Genomic DNA, 21,531 nt, shown 5'->3' on the forward strand with positions numbered 1-21,531 from the left:
ATCTGCATCTGTAAAGGTGAGCTCTTTCAGCTTGTCGTTTCTGGTACTGGTTCCTGCAACCTTGATGACTGGTGTACGTAAGTTCAGCGTTGGCGCGGTTTCTGTACCGTAATAAAACAACTCATTACGACTGACGTCTTTATCTATCACGCTATAGATTGCATTAGGTGTACTTCTTGTTGCAGATACTGGGCTACTACGATCTCCTGTGCCTACTGTCACGATCGCTTGTACGCCTGAGTACTGTCCTGTTTGATTGTCATCGTCTATATAAGCGTGTGTACCATTATGGAAGGTAATCAATGGGCGCTCATAGATGCGAGGAGGTGCATCTCCGTCTGATGCTTGGTCACTAACGTCTAATACTTTTACCACACGGTCTACTTTAAAGTTTGCAGTATCTGCATTGTTGTTGATATCAGCGCGCCAAACCTGCCCACCTAAGTCAGCAAAGTAGATATGATCTATCAAACCGTCATAGTTACGATCCAAAGCTCTGACCTGCGTCACTACACTGTGCTTAAGATCATCAGCTTGTGAGTACTGTAATGAGGGACTAGTAGCCGTAGATGCAGCCGTGATGTTACTATCGCTATTACTTGCCCACCAAAGTAAATTGCCATTGTTGGTAGAAGTTTTTACGGTTTCTTCTTTACTTGTCGCATCTATTTCGACTTCACCCACTTGTACCATATACATGGCATTACCTTGAGCACTCGCCTTATTACTACAAGCAAGATTGGCGGTATTGACCGTAGATAGCTTAAAGTTTGGGTTTTCATAACAGTCATCATAACCACCCGGCAAAAAGCTGACCATGACTTTTTTGCCGCCACTTTTGACATAACCAAGCGTCGGCTTGCCCCACGACTGTCCCATGCGAGCATAGGCTTTCTGGTCAGCTGTTGCTGTTGCCGCAGTCGTAATGGCACTGATACCATTTGCTACACCTCTTACATCTGTAGTAAGTCCTTTTTGGCGATTGGCATAGTTTGATCCCACACTATAGATCATTTTGGGTGATTTAGGGTTTGAGACATCTAGGGCATAATACATTGACCCGCCCATACGTAGTCCACCTAATGCAAAGCTCTGAGACGCTTCGTAACTATTTGTGGTCTGCGCACTTTCACCTTCTCCCTCAGTAGTTGCTTTTACGGTATAGGATGCATAGGTTAGCCAAGGTGCATCCACACCATAAGGATAGCTACCATTTACTGCACTACCCTCGCCACTGATGGCATCAGGCTGCAGCTCTAGTATCTGTTTTGGAATAAAGGTAAAAGTTTCCTCACCAGTACTGTCGTCCAACATGTGTAGTGCACCATCCATAGAACCGTAGAGCACATAATCCTTACGACTGCTCACATCGAACTTACCTGCCCCATCAATATTAACCTTTTGAGTAATCAGCTGCGGTATAGAGTGTAAAACACCACCGATATTCTTTAATGATTTATTTTTTGTTGCATCGAGCGCGACGCCATCTGTGACACCAATGTCTGATACCGGATAACCCATAAAGTTTAGCAAAGCGCGCTTTTTATCATTTTTCTCACTGTCATTGCCAGATAGAGAGGTTAGTGCGTCAAAATTGTTAGGTACATTGGCTACATCGACTGTCAAGTTAACAAGCGCGCTTCCACTATCAACAAATAGATTGCGATCACCAGTAGTAGGCGGAGTCGCGTTTTCAAACACTTTTTGATAGGCACCGCCCACTTGCGGCCTGCTTTGATCGGGTCTGAGTGTATCTATACGTGAACTATCTGTAATAGTGTTCCATAAATCATGGGTGTTTTTGGCAAACTCCCCATCTGTATTGGAAAAAACAGGGTTGTTATCCGCGCCGAAAAGGGTTGCATCTTTTACTTTATATTTTTTGAGGTTGCCATTCCAGAGTCGTGGTGATCTCGGTACTGGCTCTAGTATCGGTAAGTAGGCAAAGCCACGTGACTTTAATCCACTTAAGCTATCTAGCGGTACTGACATCGTCCCTGTCGATATGGGCTGGATGACATTGTCACCTAAAGATTTTGCAAAACTTTTTACACTGTCAGAGATATCCTTGCTCTCTTTGGTATAGTAAAACCCGCCTTCACCGAACTCATAGCCCTTTTCACCCAGTTTGCATAAGTTTTTGGCGTCCCTATCCGACACACCGTCACAGTTATACACTTCTCGTGCTTCCACTGTGCCGTTATCAAGCCTCACATTTTTGGTTACTTTCGGTATTTCAGATAATGTCTGATAAACGCTACCAAAGCCGACGGTCGCCGTCTTTATCGCTGTCTTTTTAGAATTACTGATACTGTTTAATAGTGGGCCATACTCACCAATACACTGCCAACCTGAGGCATTGCCAAACCTAGCGCCTGAGTTTGCTAGATCGGAATTGCATGAGTTCCCCATAGTTAGCGTACTATTTGACAAACTATTGTTCATTAAATTAATTGTTTCGTCAGATGCTACGTTTGGTTCACCATCAGTCAAAAAGTAAATACCGTAGCCGTTGCATTGATTGTCTGACCCATCAATGGGGGAGTTATACGTTGTCGCATTTTTGGTACTATCTTCTGATCGCGAAAAACCACTCTCAGAATTGGCTCCTGAATCTCTTTCTACTTCTCTATAATAGTGATATCTCGTTCCAACGTTACGGACTGAAACTTGTTTAATCTTACTTGGATCAGTTTCGTAGTCTCCCAATAAACTAAAGTTAATCTGGCTACGAGAGCTAGTGTTTCCATCTATATAATCGTAACGGTTAGATTTACAGTCAGAGTATGTATCACCGTTATATGTATACGTGTCTGAGCTCACACTTTCACACTTATATAAGTAGTACTTTCGATTGTTTGCACTGCGATACTCTAAATAACCTACTTCCTCATATACTGTTTCAGTCTCTGTTACCTGAGTATTAGTCCCGAGCATGTAAGCTCCTGCCTCGGCGTAAGCATTGGCGATCGGTGTAAATGTCTCTGGTTGTAGATCAACCAACTTTCCAAGCAGTTCTTTTCTATTTGCAAGCGTTAGAGGCATGGCTGGCGCATCTATTTTACCGCCACCTTCTCGGCTATCCCCAAAAAAGCTACCAAAGCCAATCATATATTTATCAAGGTTCGTCTCAGCACCAAATCCTTCATCACTTTTGGGGTTGGCAAACATAGGAATCAATGCCATCTTTAAACGTGATATGCGATCGAAATACAGCTTATCGTTGCTCACACGATAATACACTCTGTAACTCACAGAAGAGCCATTGATTTCTATACCATTGTTATCATAAATAGGTTGTGTAATATCATACTGATAAGTATTTCCTGTTATACCATAGTCATTATTGATGCTGTCAGACTGCCTTGTATAACTCATACTGATTGAGTTATCCAGCATCATGGTGATGACAACCTTGCCGCCCTCTGGTGCTTGGTATATCTCAAGATCACTGGCATGATTGACGCTACTGGTTGCTGATGCCAGTATGGCAAGCGACAGTAATTTTATAGACCGTTTTTTTGTCATGGTGTAGGACGCATTAATTTTTTTACCGCGTGAGATTTTCATAATAACCACCTGTATGATTTGATTTCGGTCTATAAAACCTACCGCTTTTACTTAATCTATTTTAAAAAAATCATCTGCAATGCGTTAACTGATCTTTAGCTGCCAGAGAGACACTCTACGCCTACAGGCTGATTGATATACTGCTGCTGATGTGTCTGAAAAGGCACACCTAATGCAGCAAGACAGGTATCAACAGTGGATGCTCCTGTACGTGGTTGCTTAAAACAACCCGCAATAGTCGCTGTTCCTGTACTACTTGCATCGCCTAATGTTACATCAGAAAAAGCAGGTATGACTGATGTTGCATAACCTTCAAACTTAGTACAACTGATAGTAGCATTCCCACCTGTTTCTGGTTTTGCAAAATCACCAGAATAAGTGCCTGACACCTCTCTGCCGAATGCCCCTTCTGAGCTTGAGTCATCTGCTCTGACAAATGACAACTGTGTAATCACTCGACCTTCGCTCACATAGTCATTGCTGTCACTAGGGTCACAATATCCATTATTTCGATTTGTCAGTAAATCGCCATTTTCATTACGCTCACTGATCTCGAGAATACTGAATAATCGAGTACTACGTGGTCGCACACATAAACTCACTTCATGACCACCTCGTTCTATATTTGACATATAACCTTTGAGTACATCGATATCCTCTCGACTATTACTTAGAATTCGATCTTCTTTTTCTACTTTCATAAATGCGGCATCGTTTGCTTGGAACAAAAGCTGATTAACTTGGCCTGCTGTTGCCACTCTAAGGTCTGTGGTACTTTGCCGAACGGCTACTGCCCCTACGATCAATATCAATATCAATACCAGTAGTACCACGATGAGTACGGCACCAGACTCCCTATGCATAGTGGTTGCAATTATTTTCTGTCGGTCTGTTCTGATCTGATTGTTCATTACAACCCACCTCTCGCGTTGCGAATCAGTACAGTGCTTTCGTACACATTACGCAGATTTTTTGGTCCAGATACCGTTGCAGCGTTTAAGCTTTGATTACTTTTATCAAGTATGGTAAATCTCAGAGCATTGTTGTCTTGTGCTGTTGCAGTGGGATTGTCTGAGCGTGCCAATATACCGAACTGTATACCAAAAATACGCTGGTTATTGAGTGTGCTAACAGTTGCTGGTATCGGTATATAAGCAATACGTGCACTAGCAGGATCAGTCGCAAAATCCGTACTTGTCGATACACCAAGCATCACTCTAAAATAATCTACATTAGGAATAATGATCGTACCTTCACCTGTTAAGTTATTGGTCGTTGCACTTGTCTCACCTGGGACAGTATAATTTTTTATATCAATCCCTGTACTACTTCCAGCTATCAGCTGATCATAACTATAAATAGCCGATGCGCATGCCAGTCCTGCGTCTCGAACAAAATAGCGCTCAATCACATAAAACCCTTCCGGTATCGCCGTGCCTTCACAATCAAACATACTTGCAGAACCTGCCTGATACTGAATAGTTAGCTGGTCACTATTGTCTATACCATTCAGATTACTTTTGCTTTTTGTTGACTGATTCTGAGTTAGCCATTCTGATGAAATTGCAGCTCCATCTAGTACTAAACCCGATAGGTTGTCTGTTAACCAATTTTTAGGGGCACCACTTACAACAGGTATTCCAGTAGGCGCAGTCAGTACGACGCCCCCTTGCGGTGTTCTATGATTCATAAAATATTCATCGAACGTCGCTGTTGGCTTGGCACCATAATTGGCACGCCTGATATGCTTTTGCATTTGGGCCAAGCCAAAAGTTGCATTGTCTTGAATTTGTGAGCTTGCTTCTTGCCTGCGGCTGTTAACAGAACTGGTATAAAATATCTGGAGCGCAGCAGCTGAGATTAGTAAGCCTAGTACTAGTGCTATCATCAACTCAATCAATGTAAAGCCATTATGACGAACAGGAGATATATTAAATGTATGTAAGTTATCACTTGAACACTGTGTATTAGGCTTGATAGAGCTATGAGTGTTTATTTTCACATTATATCTCCATCATCATACACGTTGATTTGACATGATAGTTGCCACCAGCAGCCTCTACAACATCATTATCATCGACCACTCTTTCAGTTAAACAGTCAGTCTCGTCATCTGCACCAATGGTAGGTGTTGTTTCTCCCCACGCAGAAATAAGGCAATAAGAGAACATGATATTGGTTGCTGCGTCTGTACCTGTGCCACCTGTGTTTGGGCAAGGGTGCATTTGAATCTGAAAATCATAGTTCGCCAGTTCTGTTTTGAATGAATAGCTCTCAGCTTCTGCAGTTTCTGCTGGTGTACAAAGTGTTGTTACTGTTTGACCATTTAGGCCACATTTTTTGCTTGGAGCACTGTTAGCAGTAGCAGCATTTATCTTACTTTCATAAGTTGCTATACCAGAAGGATTGGCTCTTATTTTTTCTGCTATGTTTCGCATCATTACCAATGACTGAGAACGCTCAAATGACTCATTCGTCGAATTAATAGCCTGACCCTGCAAAGCCGTATAGCCTAGCACGGCTACCGTTAGTAACAATAGCGCGACCATCACCTCAATTAGCCCTACACCTTTCTGCGTAAATCTCGCTACCATCAGCAGCCCCCAGTGTTTGTAGTATTGATATTAGCAATTTTATTCACACGTACCTGACCAAGTGTTTCGTTGGTAGAGCCACTATCGCATATGGAATACAATATTTCGTCGTCACCTGCAATTAATTTATTTGGCTGAAAGACAACAGTAGTTACTGTTGCAGGTGTGATACTTACGACACTCTGTTCACTAATATTATGGCTAGAGATATTGGTACTAGATGTATTGGTAATACCGGTGTGCAAGTCAATCTTCTTACTAGTACCGGAAGTCTCGTATCGTACGGTTATATTCTGACGACGAATAATACTTTCAGCTTTGGCTTCTTTTAGAGCACTCTCTATTATAGAAGCCGTTGACTTAACCCGCTGGTTGGCAAGCTGTGTACTGATACTTGGTGCAGCAATACTTACAATGATAGCCAGTACCGCAATCGTCACCATGAGCTCAATTAAGGTAAAACCTGAATGAGCTACCCGTATGTTGGGTTGTCGATTATTCACAGATGCATTCACATCAAATCCCTATTTAGCACTGCTAATGTCTGTCTCTTATCAGTCTTTGTTTTAAAGCAACTAAAATCCGGTATCGGTTTTGCTGATAATTTTATAGTTAATCTAACTAATAACATGCAATTTTTGTTCCACAATATTCTGTTGAGTTTATATACAAAACGACAAAAATCCCTATTCAGTGTGTCAACAACTATATACGTATTTAATAATATATCGTGAAGGTAAAGAATTAGCAATATATTAATGATTTCAAATAGATAGCTTAATTAACACTATTGACTACCATGCGCTAAAGCATATGCTGAAATGTGGTAGTTACTATAGCGTTGAGCATTTATCGTATTTGGATGCTCAGGTCCGATAAATGCTCGCGCTAAAGCCTGTAAGCTTGCACCTGTCGTTGAGACATCATCGAACAGCAATAAGCGTTTTACAGGAGGGCTCTGTGAGAGCGCGAAAGCATTATCTAGGTTGCTTAGACGTTCAGCACGTGTCAGGCCCTGCTGACTCATCGTATCGTCAATACGCTGAACACCGTGCCACAATGGAATATTCCAGTGTTTTGATAGTTGCGCGGATAGAATACTGACAGGATCAAAACCTCGTTTGGCTAGGCGTTGATCGGTGGTCGGCATAGCGACAATCACACTATTATGCCGATGACAGCCATGCGGGCGTGGCAGCTGGCGTATGACATGTAGTAATAAAGGTAGCTTGGTCATGTCTTCGTGATGCTTGAATGCCCAAATTGCTTGGCGTATTGGATAGTCATAATAAGTAGACGCTTGTATAGATAGCGATTTACCAAAAGCGATATCAACGTCAAAAGGTTCTGGGAGCCACGCGATACTATGATGACAGTGAGTACAAAGTAAGCCACTACTCAGGCGAAGTCTGATCTGATGATGGATACGAGTAAGCAAAGCGTCGCTATTCACCAGTGCGAGCTTGGGTTTTGCACTCTCAGATGTTGTGCTTAGCGAGTGACCAGCGTTAGATAGGGCGTGATGCTGTATTAGCTGAGGTGCTAATGTACTACGGTAAATACGGCATAGCTGGCAGCGTATATCTATATACTCTGCCAGCCACAGTCCAGTTTGATACGGTGCTAAGTTGTGCATAGATTATTTATTATCATAATGCATGATAAGGCTCTGCTATATTAGAGCCCTTTCCAATCGTTAAGCACAATACCAAAGCCGATAGAGGTATTTTCATGATTATAATCAACAATAGACTCGCCATACCCTTGGAATAACTGCACCATACCATTGACGTTTTCTGACAATGGATAGATATAATCGATTTGTGCAGCACCTTTATTGGTGCTTGGGTTATAGCGCAAAGTACCGCTGACACTCTGCTGGTCTGGCAAATCATATAAGAATTTGATATCGCCATAACCCATGTAATCTTCGATATCTGGGTTGTCATCATCGCTGCTACTGTCACTATTCACGCGAGCCCAGAGACGCGGTATGACGGATAGCTTACCCCACTCTGCCCCTGCCATCAGATAAGCACGGTTCCATGAACGTGATAATGGATCATCCTGACCATTTGAGTGATGCACAGCACCAGCCCCTAACATACGTAAACGTCCACCGAAGGGAAGGTCCGCTGTCACAGGTTGGGTCAAGAATATCTCTGGTTGATAGTCGGTGGCACGAAACGGTCGTGAGTTGTCTTCGTTATAAACCTGCCAATGCGACTCCTGAGTATAGCCAAACCATAAATCTGCACTGGTATCGAATAAATCTTCTGCCACTTTACTCTTCAGTGATAACTGAAACTTCAGCTCAGTTTCACGTATGTCATTAGAGTCAAAAGGCTCAATGTCTTGAGAAGGTGTGCTTGGGTTTAAGTTGGGATCAAAAGTATAAAACAACGGTAGCAAATACGTCGGTCGGTATGGTCTTACTGTCCAAGTACCGCGCTCGCTATTTTGATCCAGATCATAAGCTAGGCTCAGCGGTGTGTACTTTTCGATATCTGTTTGAGTGACGCCTACGCTATCCAAAACCTGAATCTCTTGCTCACTATCTGCATCTGTATCCATACGCTTAGCAGCAGTCTGTTGAGTGGCGGCTAGACCTGTAGTTGTGCTGTTGCCATTGAAAGTATTGGTTGATTTTTCTTCTACAAAGACAACCTGCGGGTTACCTGAAATGGTCGTTTTAAACGTCTTTGCCAAATCAACGGGCTGTTTGGTCGTGGTATAGCTTGGGGTTTTTCCTTGCTCAGCCACCTTATCAAAACATGCCAAACGGGCAGCACTACTCTGAACTTGCGTACAGTCAGAAAACAGCTTTGCTTGTTGAGCAATAAACTCTTTACTAATCACGTTGCCACTTTGGGCAGTGACGCTCGTGTATGTCTCATTATTGCTAGTATTCTGAACCGTCTCCACGCTGCCGTACTCAAATGCTGCTTCTGGTACTGGCAGCTCATTATAAGTCTGACTATTGTCAGCTGCTTGTACTTGTACCGCTGTACAACTCAAAGCGATAGCAACGGCAACACTCAAATGAGTATGCCTGGTTTGGCTACTGGCGTTACGACTGATTACATTGGTACGTTGTAATTGACGCTGAGTGGTGATGTGGGCAAACATAAATGTCCTTTATCTAACCAGCATTATCGCTAGCAGAGTATGTGAATTAATTGGTATAACCGTTAGCGTCACCGCTAAAAAACAAGAAGAAATCAATAGTACATAAACACCAAAGACAGTCTTGACGGACTGATCTATCCCTGCACTATTATTACTTTATTGTAATGAAAATATAAAGACTATACTAGCGTTATCGGCATATTAAATACGATCAGAAAATCCTAATCTCTATCCAAATAGATATCGGTATAAGATATTACAAGCATGAATTAATGACACTAAAAAGCCGATGTACGGTTATTACGGTACACCGGCTGCTCTTTTATTATTAATCCTGAATAAGAATTCTACTCAAATGATTAAATCTACTTATTGATTAAAAGTTATTCATTATCAGTTATTCAGCGTTGTTAGAGTTTGCTCAAACTCCAAGCGACCGATTTCGCCCACTTGCTGATCAACCAATTGACCATTTTGATAGTAAAGCAACGCTGGTGGACCAAATAATTTATAGCGTGATAAAACAGCTTTGGAATCTTCAGTCGTTTCTGTAATATCGAGCTTGACCAGTTGCCAGTCTTGCATTTGTGCTGGACGATTGTGAAATAAATTTTTATCCATAATACGGCACTCAACGCACCAGTCGGCAGTTAAATCAATGATTACTTTTGGGTTGGAGGCAACAATAGTATCTAGCTCGGCAAGCGTCGTAATCCTCTCATCTTTTGCGCTATTGCTACCTACTGGATAAGTAGCATTCGACGGTGCCATCATTGGCGCGGCGCTCAATGACGCTAATGGATGTAAGCTATCATCATTTCCTAGTGCTGCACCTACGATCAAACAAGTGGCCCAAATACCCACAATAAAACTCAACGCTTGAGTCAGCATGCGACCTTTACCCAGCCAACTCCACGCCCATATCGCTACCACCATAAACCATAATGCCCATACCATCAGCATGATTGGTGATATAAACACACGCTCGATGAGTAGCAGTGCCACAGCGAATAGCAATAAGGCAAACCCTTGTTTGACCCAGTTCATCCACGCGCCTGCCTTTGGTATGATCTTGCCTTGGGTAGCACCTATCAAGATAAGCGGCGCTGACAAACCAAACCCCAGCATAAATAAAGCAGCAAAGCCCAACAACGGACTGCCAATGGTCGAAACGGCGAGTAACGCACCGAACAGTGGCGCAGAGACACAGGGAGATACTACCAATGCTGACAAGAAACCAGCAATCAAACTGCCCCCCGTACTACCCAGCTTACTGTCACCTGCTTGGCTTATATTTTGCATTTTTCTACTTAGCACATGTGGCAAGCGTACGGTGAACGCATCCAACATATATAGCGCTAGTAATACAAAAACCACGGCAAAGCTGATAAGAATAATCGGGTTTTGCAACCACCCAATAATGCCTAGTGACTCCCCAAACACCGCAATAACTGCACCCAAAACACCATAGGCAGTAGCCACACCAATCGCATAACTGGTGGTTAAGATAATGCCACGTTTGACGGTTGGGTTTTGTTCACGGGCTACAATATTGGCGACAATGGGTAGCATTGGCAGTACGCAAGGCGTCAATGCCAAACCCAGACCTGCTAAGAATAGCAACACCAATGCAAGCCAAGGATGAGAGGCCAGCCCAAAAGGATCACCATCGACCAGTGTATTGCCAACGACGTTTTCGCTACTGGTCGCGCTGCCTGAGATGTTCGTATCTGTCCCAGAAATCGTGGTCGTCGACGTACTGCCATCTAAAGAGTCATATTCTAAAGTGCTGTCATCAATGAGATCATAGTCAATAACGTCGTCATCTATCAATGCTTGATCGTCATCAGACTGAGTTGTATTGGCTATACCAGCCTCTATCGATGTCGTCTCATTGTCATTCGTTGATGCTGTCACATCAGTTAGATTACTCGCAGCAGCGCTATCAGTACTAGCGTTACTTGATCTCATTTGCGGCGACGTCGCTGCGATATTAACTGTGGTTTTGATTTTTTCGGGTGGATAGCACAGCCCTGCTTTTGCACAGCCTTGCCAGCCAATGACAATCGCTGCGTCATTTATGCTTGTGCCATTGTTGCTGATCAATGTGGTCGTTGCGACCATATTGATTTGATCAAAGACCAGCACCTTACCAAAGGTCGGATCATCGATTGAGTATGGCTTTTGATTAAAGGTAAAAGGGGCTGCAGTCACGCCAGCTGGTAACGTGAGTTTTATTTGATCTTTATAAACATAATGTTCGGGCGTGATATCAAAATTGATAGACAGGCGCGTACCTGTTTGGGTAGGTGTACTACTGCTAATGACCTGAAAAGCCTCATCCACTGGCAAGAATTTCGATTGTGTATCGCTTTGACTATTGCCAAATAAATCACTCAATCCTGCAGCTTGCGCTGTTATTGGTGCCAAACCAGTTAACAGCGAACTGCTCGCAATAGCAAACGCTAATACGTACGATTTTTTTGGAGACGTTTTAGCAGTTCGTGAGAAAGGTTGTGATGACGCCTTGATGGACATGAATAGCTACCTGTTATGACTGATATGTGAATCGACCTGCGCGATACTTATCTGCGCGTTGCAGCAATATTTATCTTGGTTTTGATTTTTTCTGGTGGATAGCATAATCCAGCTTTTGCACAGCCCTGCCAGCCAATCATAATGGGGACATTTTTTGCTCCTTTACCATTACTGGTCGTCAGCGTTGTGGTTGCAACGATACTTCTTTGCGTGAATACAGGAACCTGACCAAAGGTCGGATCATCAATTGATACGGGTGCCTGATTAAAAATAAATGGGGCTGCAATCACACCTTTAGGAAAGCTTACAGTCAGCTTATCTTTATAGACATAGTGCCCTGGCGTGATATCAAAGATAATAGATAATTGTGTACCCTTAGATGTTGCCTTGGCACTACTGAGGACTTGAAAAGCCTCATCCACCGGCAAAAACTTTGATTGCGATGAGCTACTGCTATTAAATAAATCGCTCAATCCTGCAGCCTGTACACTTATTGATGTCATTGATAACGCGGCTATCAGTGAGGTGCTGGTGACAGTAAGTGCAAGCGCGCAGCATTTGGAAATGCGTCTATTAAGTGCAGTTATTTGGGGTGCTGGCATTTTAATGGGCATAAATCGTTACCTCTGATAATGGTTAGCAGTAAAAGCCTGGCAGTAAAAGCATAAACTCAGCATAAACATGCTGATAAAAATATCAGCGCTCAATACATCACTCATATCAAACGATGAGCACTTTATAAGCTGATAAAAAATATCAACCAATAAGGAATTATTGGTTGATATTTAGAGGGTAGTAAATATGAGCAAGTGACCAAATACGTTCATAAACACTATAGTGCTATGGGTTTTATAAGCGTTTGTACAACTAAATGTTATAGCTGAGCGTAAAGATCAGCATCCTGACCCTCGCCACCTTGCTGCCCATCTGCACCCAATGAAAATAAATCATAAGGGCGACCTTCACTACCTGGGGCTACGTATTGCATCTCGTTTTCCCAACCATCTGTCGGATAGCCACCCTTTATATAACCACCTTCAGGGTAATTCTTCGCATCAGCAGGCGGTGTTGTCAGTGCCTCTAATCCTTGAGCTGTCGTTGGATAGCGTGAATTATCGACTTTGTACATATCTAATGCATTTGAAACAGTAGCCAGCGCGGTTTCAGTCGTTTTGACACGGGCTTTATCGCTTTGTCCGACGACTTTAGGTACGACCAAACCCGCTAAGATAGCCAAGATCACGATGACGACCATGATTTCAATCAGAGTAAACCCTGACTGCCTAGATATATGTGCTGAACTGTACGGCATCGTTGAAGAGAGCCTCTGATGAACACTTACAGTAGCTGAGTCATCTAATATACTGTTACTAATTTTGGCGTTATTATTGTTTTTAGCACTGTTTGTAGTATGGGCACTTTTTGGAATCGTATTCACTTGAAAATTGTCAGTCATAGTCATCGCTTTGGTCATCACAGTTATGTCAGTGGTAACAGTAGCATTCTAGTGGCGCTTACTACTGTCAGATCTTATCGGTAATATCCTACATCATTATCACTATAAACCATGGTTTTATTTTTATCCAGTGCGGTGCTCAGATTGTCATTATGGTCAGTATTGAATAAACAGTGAGGTCTATAACTGTCGCTTCACCTTACTTTCACTATAGCGTGGTGCTCAGATTTACCCTAATAAAACTATAGCCTAGACAATAATATACAACAGTAAGCAAATCTTAAGAAAGCTTGCTCAGAGTTTAGCAAGATGTGCCGTATAGGTAAGATAGAGATATCGGATTCGTGTCAAACATTCAAATGACTGCTCGCTAGCCTGCTAAGTCATTCATATTAACGATAGGCAGCATAACCGCCATAACGATAATCATCACGACCACACCCATCAATACCAGCATCAAAGGCTCAAGCAACGACAGCAAAGTACTGATAAAGTTGGTTGCCTCTGCCTCCTGCATGTTGGCGGCACGGCTTAGCATATTTTCTAGCTCACCTGAATTTTCACCACTTTTGATCATCTGTACCATCATCGGTGGAAAATAAGTAGATTTCTCTAACTGACTAGATAAGCTTGAGCCTTCTGTAACTCTATCGGCAGCAGTGATAATCGTTTTTTGAATGTGTAAGTTGGTCGTGACCGCAGCCCCAATATGCAGCGCCTCAATCAGTGGCACGCCTGAGCGTACTAATATCGCAAGGGTGCTAGCAAATCGCGCGGCATTTAACCCTTTGGACAATCTGGCCAGTATCGGTAATCTAAGTACCATACTATCAATGGTTAATTTCCCCGCCTGCGTTTGGGCAAAACGGTAGAATAAAAACGCAGCCCCTGCCAATACCAGAAGCATTAGCCACCACCACTGAGTAATGATATTCGATAAGGTCAGAACAACTTGGGTAATCAATGGTAGGGCTTGCTCGGACTGCTCAAAAACTTTGACAATTTTGGGCACCACAAAACTCATCAAACCCATAATCACCGCGATCGCCATAACCATCAGTACAATCGGATAGACCATGGCGCCTTGGATTTTCTTTTGGAGGGCAAAACGGTTTTCAGTATAGTCTGCTAACTGGTTCAGAATGAGATCAAGATGACCTGATTTTTCGCCTGCTGCAATTGTGGCAATATACAGTGGCGGAAAGCTAGCGGCTTGTTGTAGTGCTCGTGCTAAGCTCAACCCTTCTAGGACGTGTGAGCGTACAGCGAGCATCAAAGATTTGATATGCGTCTTGGGTGACTGTTTGGCGACCGCAGCCAAGGTCTCTTCGAGTGGAATACCAGCCGCCAGCAAGACAGACAATTGGCGTGTGAGCAGCGCCAGCTCATAGGCAGATGGTTTTTTGTAACGGTTTTTACTTTGGCTTTTTCGGTCATTGACAGCGCTGACTTCGACTGGTGTCCATTGCTTATCACGCAGCTGCTGACGAACTTGCCGCGCAGAGTCCCCTTCTAGCAAGCCCTTTTGGACACTGCCGTGATCATCGAGCGCTTTGAAATGATAAGCGGGCATAGCAGCAGATATCCTAAATGGGTCATAGGTAAATGGTTATAGCATACGATTTAACGAAAAACGTCATACCTATCAAAGCGGCGTTGAGTCATTACTATCAGGCATCAAGCCTTGTAATAATAAAACATCCAAGTGCTGCTGCTGTAACTTTTTATCAAAATCATTGACCTCAGCGATCAGCATACGCTCAATACGTTTGTCACTAGCAAAAACACTCAAACGCGCACAAATAACCGCCAATTGATAAATACGTTTTTTACAATAGCCATCTAAGCCTTGTAGCAGTCTAACCATATGCGGGGTCTCAAGACTAGCATAGTCATAATCGGCGACCACTTGCTGACCAAGCGCCGTTACGCCATAACTGACCGATAAGTGCGCGCAAAAATAACAGCTGAATAGATACCCCACCACATGACCGATATAGTATCCTCGATCATAGGTAAAACTACTTACCCCAAAGTGACCAAGTACGTAGCTGTTGAGACTGCCTTGATCGCGAACGGGCTTGCCATGTTTTAGCTTACCGACCGTGGCAAAACACAATGGGTTACGTCCATCCTGAGTAGTGAGCTGCCAACCTGCTGGCTGCTGCGCAGGCATATGACGCACGATATCTGCGATGATATCATCGACCACATGTAGCTGTTGCCAGAGTCGTTCAAGCATATCCGTATCCATCAGACCACGCTTATCAAGCTGCTGAGCAAGCAAGTATTGCTGATATTCTATAAATTGTGATTTGAGGGTTTGTACCAAATATGTGGGGCGCGTATTGGCAGATGCCATATATAGTAGCCGGGTACGTTCATGCTGGGTATGATAAAGCGCGACTCGCTGTGCTGCGACAGATGTCTCACTGGCAGTAGACTGACTGGTTGAGGTATGCGTATTGGACTGCTCTGTAGCGCCCAACTCGTACGCTTCTTCTTTGGCATCTGATAAAGTAAATAAGGTCAATAGCGCCGCCTTATCAGGAACTTGTCTCACATCCTCTGTCTGCGCTGATTGTGTGCTACTCAAATTATCTTTATCAGTATTATTTTCTTTTTTAGCAGTTGCAGTAGCGCCTTGTTGGCTATTGGCTTCTGTACTTGGCTTTGCGGTCGGTTCAGTCATAACATACCATCAGCAGCAAAAATAAACATCGTCTAGATCCTTTTGTATGACTGGCATTCAGCCATACATCGTGCGCTAAACGCACACTCTAATATCTCGACGACTCATTACCTCATAGTACCTGAACACGCACGCCTTGTCAGCTTTGTATAACCGAAATAGCACGGTCTAACTATCAGATGCTTTATTCCTATATCTGCTCGGTATATAGAAGGTCACGGATAAAACTAAAATAGTTAATCGAAGCAAAAAGCGCTAAAGCAATGTTGGTCACTTTAGCGCTTCTATAGATAGATACTGCCGATATAGCAAAACTGACCTAGGCGAGTTTTTGTTGTTGATACTGCTGTCGGTACGCTTTTGGTGAGACCCCATAGACACGCTTGAATGCCTGACTAAAGGTAGAGTCGGATGCATAGCCCACCATATCACTGATACGGCTGATACTGTTCTGCTGTAATCGTAAATATCGCGCTGCCAAACGCAAACGGTAATCGATCAGATACGTGAGCGGCGGCATGCCGACCGTGTCTTTGAAACGCTGAGCAAAGCTAGATCGTGACATTCCTGCTACTTCTGCAAGCTTATGAATGGTCCAGCTTTGGCTTGGTGCTTCGTGCATCGCGGCTAGCGCCTTGGTCAAAAACGGATCTTTCATTGCTTTGAGCCAGTTTTCGGTGGCTTCAGGCAAGCTCTCAATATAGACACGTAAGCACTCAATCATCATAATACTCGCCCAATGATTGATGACAGCGGTTTTACCCATACGCTCACGCTCAGCCTCCAAGGTTAGCAGCTTAATCTCTACATCAATGACCTCAAAACGACCATCGGCGGCATCGTTGAGCTCGGGTAATATCGGTGGTAGTACAGACAATAGAGGATTGATCATCTCTTTGTCGTATTTGCATTCGATAAGTATCAAAGACGAATTAGGGTCACCATCACCATCGATGTCAAGCGTACGATCTTTACTGTTAATCAATAACTCATCAAGCGGTTCGGCGACATCACCATTATGATTGAGCGCATAGCTCACATGCTTGTGTGCATTGGGGATCATAATCATATCACCAGCGCGGGCTTCTCTTAGACCATTACCAACATCAATACAAAAACCGCCAGACATCACCAAATAAAACAAAATAGTGTCTTTTCTCGTAATAGAGTAAGACCAATTGCCAGCACCGTTCAAACGATAATACTTGGTCTCAAATAAGTGCACGTTTTGTAGCAATACGCTCAATGCGTCCATTAATCAGTTCCTCAATCATACAGGGTCAATAATAAAGCTTAAAGATGTAGATATATTTAAAATACTTTTGAACGCTAACGTAATCAATAGGATATTTTGATTCGCTATTTTATGCCAGTGCCTAACACCTCAGTTGACGACACGATTAGTGTGATGAATAAATCGAAACATAAGCATAATGCCCGATTTGAAACTTCGTGTCCATTCACTCATAAGTATTACTAATTAATAATAAAGCAGACACAGTGAATCTAGGCTTTTGGAAAAAACCTACAACGATATGAATATCAAAAAATAAAGGACGTAAACCAGCAAAGTATGGGTACTTCAAACGGTTCAATATTGTAGGAGTCTACGGAGGAATGAAAAACAAACAGACATAAAAAAACGCCAACAGTGGCGAATGGTATTGCTTATAGGCTTTGGTACAAATATAGGATATCTATACGGGTAGATACGGATAATACAAAAAATGGGGCGACTGATGGGACTCGAACCCACGACAACCGAGATCACAACCCGGGGCTCTACCAACTGAGCTACAACCGCCATAACTATTGCCTGATAAGGCAAGATTTGCAGGCTAAATGGCGCGCCTGGCAGGATTCGAACCTGCGGCCACCTCCTTAGAAGGGAGATGCTCTATCCAGCTGAGCTACAGGCGCTCTTAGAGGACTTTTATATACCACATTCAGTCAAAAATACAGTTTTTACTATATCAGAAACTAAACCATTATACATAAAAAAAAGCCTGTAAGGCTCTTAAAATAGATGGTCGGAGTGATAGGATTCGAACCTACGACCCTCTGGTCCCAAACCAGATGCGCTACCAAACTGCGCCACACTCCGAAATTCTCTATTATCACGATAGTTTGTTGAGTAACTCGTTGTTGGCAATGCCGCTAACTTGTTAATGTTCCTCGCTATCGAGGTGCACATATTAAGGGGTAAAGGCGATTGTGTCAACACCTATTTTCAATTAATTTAAAATAATCTCTAAATTCTTTAAAAAAGCAGATTGTCACAAAAACATCGCGACGACTTCTAATGGACAATCTCTAATCGGTAGCCTTTAAATAGTAATCTTAATCATCCAATCTGCCTATTAGCTATAGCCTGTATTACTATTAGCGTGATTAAGCTCTACTCAAATGTGGTCGCCCATTACCGTTTACTGTCCCTGTCAATACATCAAACGGTATCAACCACAAATGCGCATCACTTGAGCCATCACCATTATCGGTATCAAGAGCTTGATGAATTTGCTGCTTGAGTGCCACTGGCTGCCTCTCATTTCCTAATACGGGATAAACCATCCAAACCTGCCCTGCTTGATAAGCCTGTGCATAGCTGGTCAATTGATAAGCATCGCTCGCGCTAATAGCATTGCTATGAGGTAAGTATTTCCATTTGATATCGATAACATGGCTGTAGTGACCTTTAGTCTTAGTCATTGTAGTCTTAGTCACTGTAGTCCTAGTCACTGCCCTATCATCCTGATCAGTATCACTCTGACCCTGGTAGTGATTATCAGACATTTGATATATCAGTAGGTCAGGTCTTATAGATAGACATGCCCGCCCTTCTGCATCGTTTAGCCAAACACTTTGAGTTTGATACAGGGGACGACAGTGATTACTTAATCGTTGGAACATCGATACGATACGCTGACTTGCCCACTGCTCAAATGCTTGATTCATATCAATCAACAAACACAAGCGCAGTTGGGGTTGATTTGGTTTGGTTGAGTCAACACCATAGCCTGCTGCAGCAGTTGACTGCCGTAATAACCAATAAGCCAAATCTACCAGTTGATGAGCAGCTTGCAGTTTTTGCCTTTGTAGTGGCAGAGTGTCTAGTTGCTTTGTTGCCTGAGTATATATTGACGCTAAGCGCTGCATCTCACGTTGGTCGAGCGTAGGCAAGTGCTGCCACTGCTGCAAGAGCGTCGAATATCCAGATTGTAGAAATAAAGGCATCAAGTAGACTAATGCGCTTTTTATCAATCGATTGGCTAGCATATCATGACTCAGCATACTACTTTCACAGACAAATCGATGCGGCTGTGTGCTATTGCGCCTTAGCTGCTCTTTGATGAGCAATCGCCCTTGTACTGAAGACTGATTTTGGACACGCTCCTGATAATGTTGGGTTGGTTGATAGTGCACTAGACGCTGTAAAAATTGTGCGATCAGCCAATCCGACAATGGTGGTGCTTCTATGGGTAGTCGTACTGATGGATGAGCGAATTGACCGAGATTTTTCATGTTGGGCAGCTTACAACTCTTTGGTCTATCAAGATGAGTCAAGTCGGATAGCATGCCTTGTACCCAGCGACGCGTTTGGGCGATATCATCGTCCTGAATGGATGTATTCAGCTTTGGTAGTAGCTCAAGCGTCATGCCACTAGGCAGTAAAATAATGCCTATATAGTGTCCGACCTTGAGCTGCCACTGTCCTTGCTTACGCTTTATGGTAAATACAGCAAACTCCTGCGCCATCAACCATTGGAAATCAGACACATGCAAAAAATCATGCGCGGTCAGGCGTTGATGCTCGAACACGGTGATGATATTGGTTTTGACGTTTTTTGCTTTAGCGTTCTTACGAGGCGTATAAGCACGAATGATATTTTCATCGTAGCTTTTATTGTAGCCTTTTTGGTGGTATACGCTGTTGTTTATCATAAGTCAGCCACCTTGCTAGTACAGACGCTGATAGATAGAAGGCTGGTTGAATTTACCAGTCTTTGCAATAAGGTCTGCATTGATTATGTAGCTGCTCATGTTCATAGATTGACTAAGAAAGCTGTCTTGCCCGGTGAACATGTGGTTTTGGTTGGCCATGATCTGCTGATGACTCACCGAATCCTGTGATTTATTATTGACCAGCACATGACTGTCATGAATGAACTGCGCGCTTATTGGCTGCTGCTCATCCTGAAAAATATACTGTAATACCGCAACTTGACCACCGGCAGCTTGTGCCAGTTGCGGTATGATCTGTTCGACTAAAATAGTTTGTAATTGAGTCAAACTCTCAACTGATAATAAAAATGCATGCCCGAGATAAGCGTCTACTCCTAGCGTCTGTGTAATACGTGTATTGAGCCCCATTAGTAATTTACTCAAGTCAATCGTGTCAGCCTCTGCGCTATCAGCTGCGTTACGCTTACTACTAATTATAGGTAATAATTCAGGCTGCGGCGGACAATCGATAAAGCGAAAGCGTCGACGTAGTGCCATGTCGAGAGGCGTAAGCGAATGATCTTGAGTATTCATAGTGGCATAGATATCGACGTTATCAGGCACACTAAAAGCACGTCCTGAATATGCGAGATTCACTGTCATCGCATTTGGTTTGCCTGCACGCTTATCTGACTCAATCAAACTGAGCAGCTCGCCAAATACTCGTGAGACATTGGCGCGGTTGATCTCATCGATTAGCATCGCGTAACGCTGCTGAGGATCACGCGCCGCACGCTGACACAACTTTAAAAATGCCCCGTCTTGTACTGCGTAACTCATCTGCGTATGATTAGCGTGGCTATTGTGTACTTGGTTATTATTTACCTGGTTATTGTGTGCTTGGTTAGAGCCCGCCATAACAGGGCGAATCCCTTCCACGAACTCTTCATAACCATAGGCTTGATGGAAGCTCACCATACTAAACCGCTGCTGACCGATGTTTTGATTGTGCTTGGCTTGGTGGTCATGCTGTGCCTGCTGGAACTCTGCTAAGTGCTGTGCCAGCTCATTCAGTAGCGTCATACTCTTAGGCAGTAAATACCATGCGCCGCTGTTGTCTTTATCAAAATAAGCTTGGCTGGCACGATTGTCGAAACTGACTGTTTTAGAGTCTACAGGACTATGTCTGCGCAGCTCTAGCCAAGCGGTACTCTCTAGGTTTTTCTCGCGAGCGTTTTGTGCAGCTTTAGTAATAAAAAATGGATGATCAACGAGCTCTCTGACCTTTACCAAATCCTGCTGCTCCGCGTGTAGGTCCAAAAACACCAAGCACAGCACCTCACGCCAGCTTAAGTCCTGTAACAACTGCCCGAGCAGCTCTTCCCCATTGGTCTCAGGCAGATAATCAGTGTATTGCTTGGCGATTTGGAGCAGTCGATATGTTTTCCCCGTACCTGAGACGCCAGTATAGATAATGTTGGTTGGCTCAGGGGTAGACATATCAGACATAGCGGCATCCAGCATTGAAGCATTCATAAAATAATCATATCGTGTCATTATAACGCGGGTAACAAGCGTGAAGGTATCTACGGGTTAGCTGACTGTCTTGC

Annotated in this window: 14 protein-coding genes, 3 tRNA genes and 1 pseudogene; all 18 read right to left on the reverse strand. The window is 43.3% G+C overall.

Annotated features, from left to right (window positions below):
* Positions 1-3,333: 3,333 nt before the first annotated feature.
* A pseudogene (locus tag NJD71_RS13990) lies at positions 3,334-3,570 on the reverse strand (hypothetical protein); the annotation flags it as partial.
* Between the two features lie 95 nt (positions 3,571-3,665).
* Positions 3,666-4,481, reverse strand: a complete 816-nt coding sequence (locus NJD71_RS06645; RefSeq protein ID WP_319051156.1) for a PilX N-terminal domain-containing pilus assembly protein — start codon at positions 4,479-4,481, stop codon at positions 3,666-3,668.
* Positions 4,481-5,572, reverse strand: a complete 1,092-nt coding sequence (locus tag NJD71_RS06650) for a PilW family protein (RefSeq protein ID WP_319051157.1) — start codon at positions 5,570-5,572, stop codon at positions 4,481-4,483. The genes NJD71_RS06645 and NJD71_RS06650 overlap by 1 nt, the downstream gene beginning before the upstream one ends.
* Before the next feature lies 1 nt (position 5,573).
* Positions 5,574-6,164 carry a type IV pilus modification protein PilV gene (pilV, locus tag NJD71_RS06655; RefSeq protein ID WP_319051158.1) on the reverse strand — a complete coding sequence of 197 codons (591 nt, stop codon included), beginning with the start codon at positions 6,162-6,164 and terminating at the stop codon, positions 5,574-5,576.
* Complete coding sequence (locus NJD71_RS06660; RefSeq protein WP_057758199.1) at positions 6,164-6,679, reverse strand: pilus assembly FimT family protein; 516 nt, start codon at positions 6,677-6,679, stop codon at positions 6,164-6,166. Before NJD71_RS06660 ends, pilV begins: the two co-directional genes overlap by 1 nt.
* Before the next feature lie 272 nt (positions 6,680-6,951).
* The gene (locus NJD71_RS06665) at positions 6,952-7,800 is read right to left on the reverse strand and encodes a ComF family protein (protein WP_319051159.1); all 849 of its coding nucleotides are present in this window, start codon (positions 7,798-7,800) and stop codon (positions 6,952-6,954) included.
* Positions 7,801-7,841: 41 nt separating this feature from the next.
* Complete coding sequence (locus NJD71_RS06670) at positions 7,842-9,293, reverse strand: phospholipase A (RefSeq protein ID WP_319051160.1); 1,452 nt, start codon at positions 9,291-9,293, stop codon at positions 7,842-7,844.
* A gap of 393 nt (positions 9,294-9,686) precedes the next feature.
* Positions 9,687-11,831 carry a cytochrome c biogenesis protein CcdA gene (locus NJD71_RS06675; protein ID WP_442967658.1) on the reverse strand — a complete coding sequence of 715 codons (2,145 nt, stop codon included), beginning with the start codon at positions 11,829-11,831 and terminating at the stop codon, positions 9,687-9,689.
* Positions 11,832-11,878: 47 nt separating this feature from the next.
* The gene (locus tag NJD71_RS06680; protein WP_319051162.1) at positions 11,879-12,445 is read right to left on the reverse strand and encodes a protein-disulfide reductase DsbD N-terminal domain-containing protein; all 567 of its coding nucleotides are present in this window, start codon (positions 12,443-12,445) and stop codon (positions 11,879-11,881) included.
* 260 nt (positions 12,446-12,705) lie between these two features.
* A complete protein-coding gene (gene gspG, locus NJD71_RS06685; protein ID WP_319051239.1) occupies positions 12,706-13,143 on the reverse strand; it encodes a type II secretion system major pseudopilin GspG in 438 nt (145 codons plus the stop codon).
* A gap of 514 nt (positions 13,144-13,657) precedes the next feature.
* Entirely contained in the window at positions 13,658-14,860 is a 1,203-nt protein-coding gene (gspF, locus tag NJD71_RS06690; RefSeq protein WP_319051163.1) for a type II secretion system inner membrane protein GspF, read from the reverse strand.
* Between the two features lie 72 nt (positions 14,861-14,932).
* A complete protein-coding gene (locus NJD71_RS06695) occupies positions 14,933-15,979 on the reverse strand; it encodes a hypothetical protein (protein ID WP_319051164.1) in 1,047 nt (348 codons plus the stop codon).
* A gap of 319 nt (positions 15,980-16,298) precedes the next feature.
* On the reverse strand, positions 16,299-17,234 hold the full coding sequence (locus tag NJD71_RS06700; protein WP_319051165.1) for an AraC family transcriptional regulator: 936 nt from the start codon (positions 17,232-17,234) through the stop codon (positions 16,299-16,301).
* Positions 17,235-17,707: 473 nt separating this feature from the next.
* Positions 17,708-17,783, reverse strand: a tRNA-His gene (locus tag NJD71_RS06705).
* A 39-nt stretch (positions 17,784-17,822) separates the two neighbouring features.
* Positions 17,823-17,899: transfer RNA gene (locus NJD71_RS06710), tRNA-Arg, on the reverse strand.
* 107 nt (positions 17,900-18,006) lie between these two features.
* Positions 18,007-18,083: transfer RNA gene (locus NJD71_RS06715), tRNA-Pro, on the reverse strand.
* A gap of 287 nt (positions 18,084-18,370) precedes the next feature.
* Positions 18,371-19,921 carry an McrC family protein gene (locus NJD71_RS06720; protein ID WP_319051166.1) on the reverse strand — a complete coding sequence of 517 codons (1,551 nt, stop codon included), beginning with the start codon at positions 19,919-19,921 and terminating at the stop codon, positions 18,371-18,373.
* 15 nt (positions 19,922-19,936) lie between these two features.
* Positions 19,937-21,457 (reverse strand): McrB family protein, encoded by a 1,521-nt coding sequence (locus NJD71_RS06725; protein WP_319051167.1) that lies wholly within the window; start codon positions 21,455-21,457, stop codon positions 19,937-19,939.
* Between the last annotated feature and the right edge of the window lie 74 nt (positions 21,458-21,531).

The organism is Psychrobacter sp. PP-21 (assembly GCF_033790785.1).
Classification (GTDB): Bacteria; Pseudomonadota; Gammaproteobacteria; order Pseudomonadales; family Moraxellaceae; genus Psychrobacter.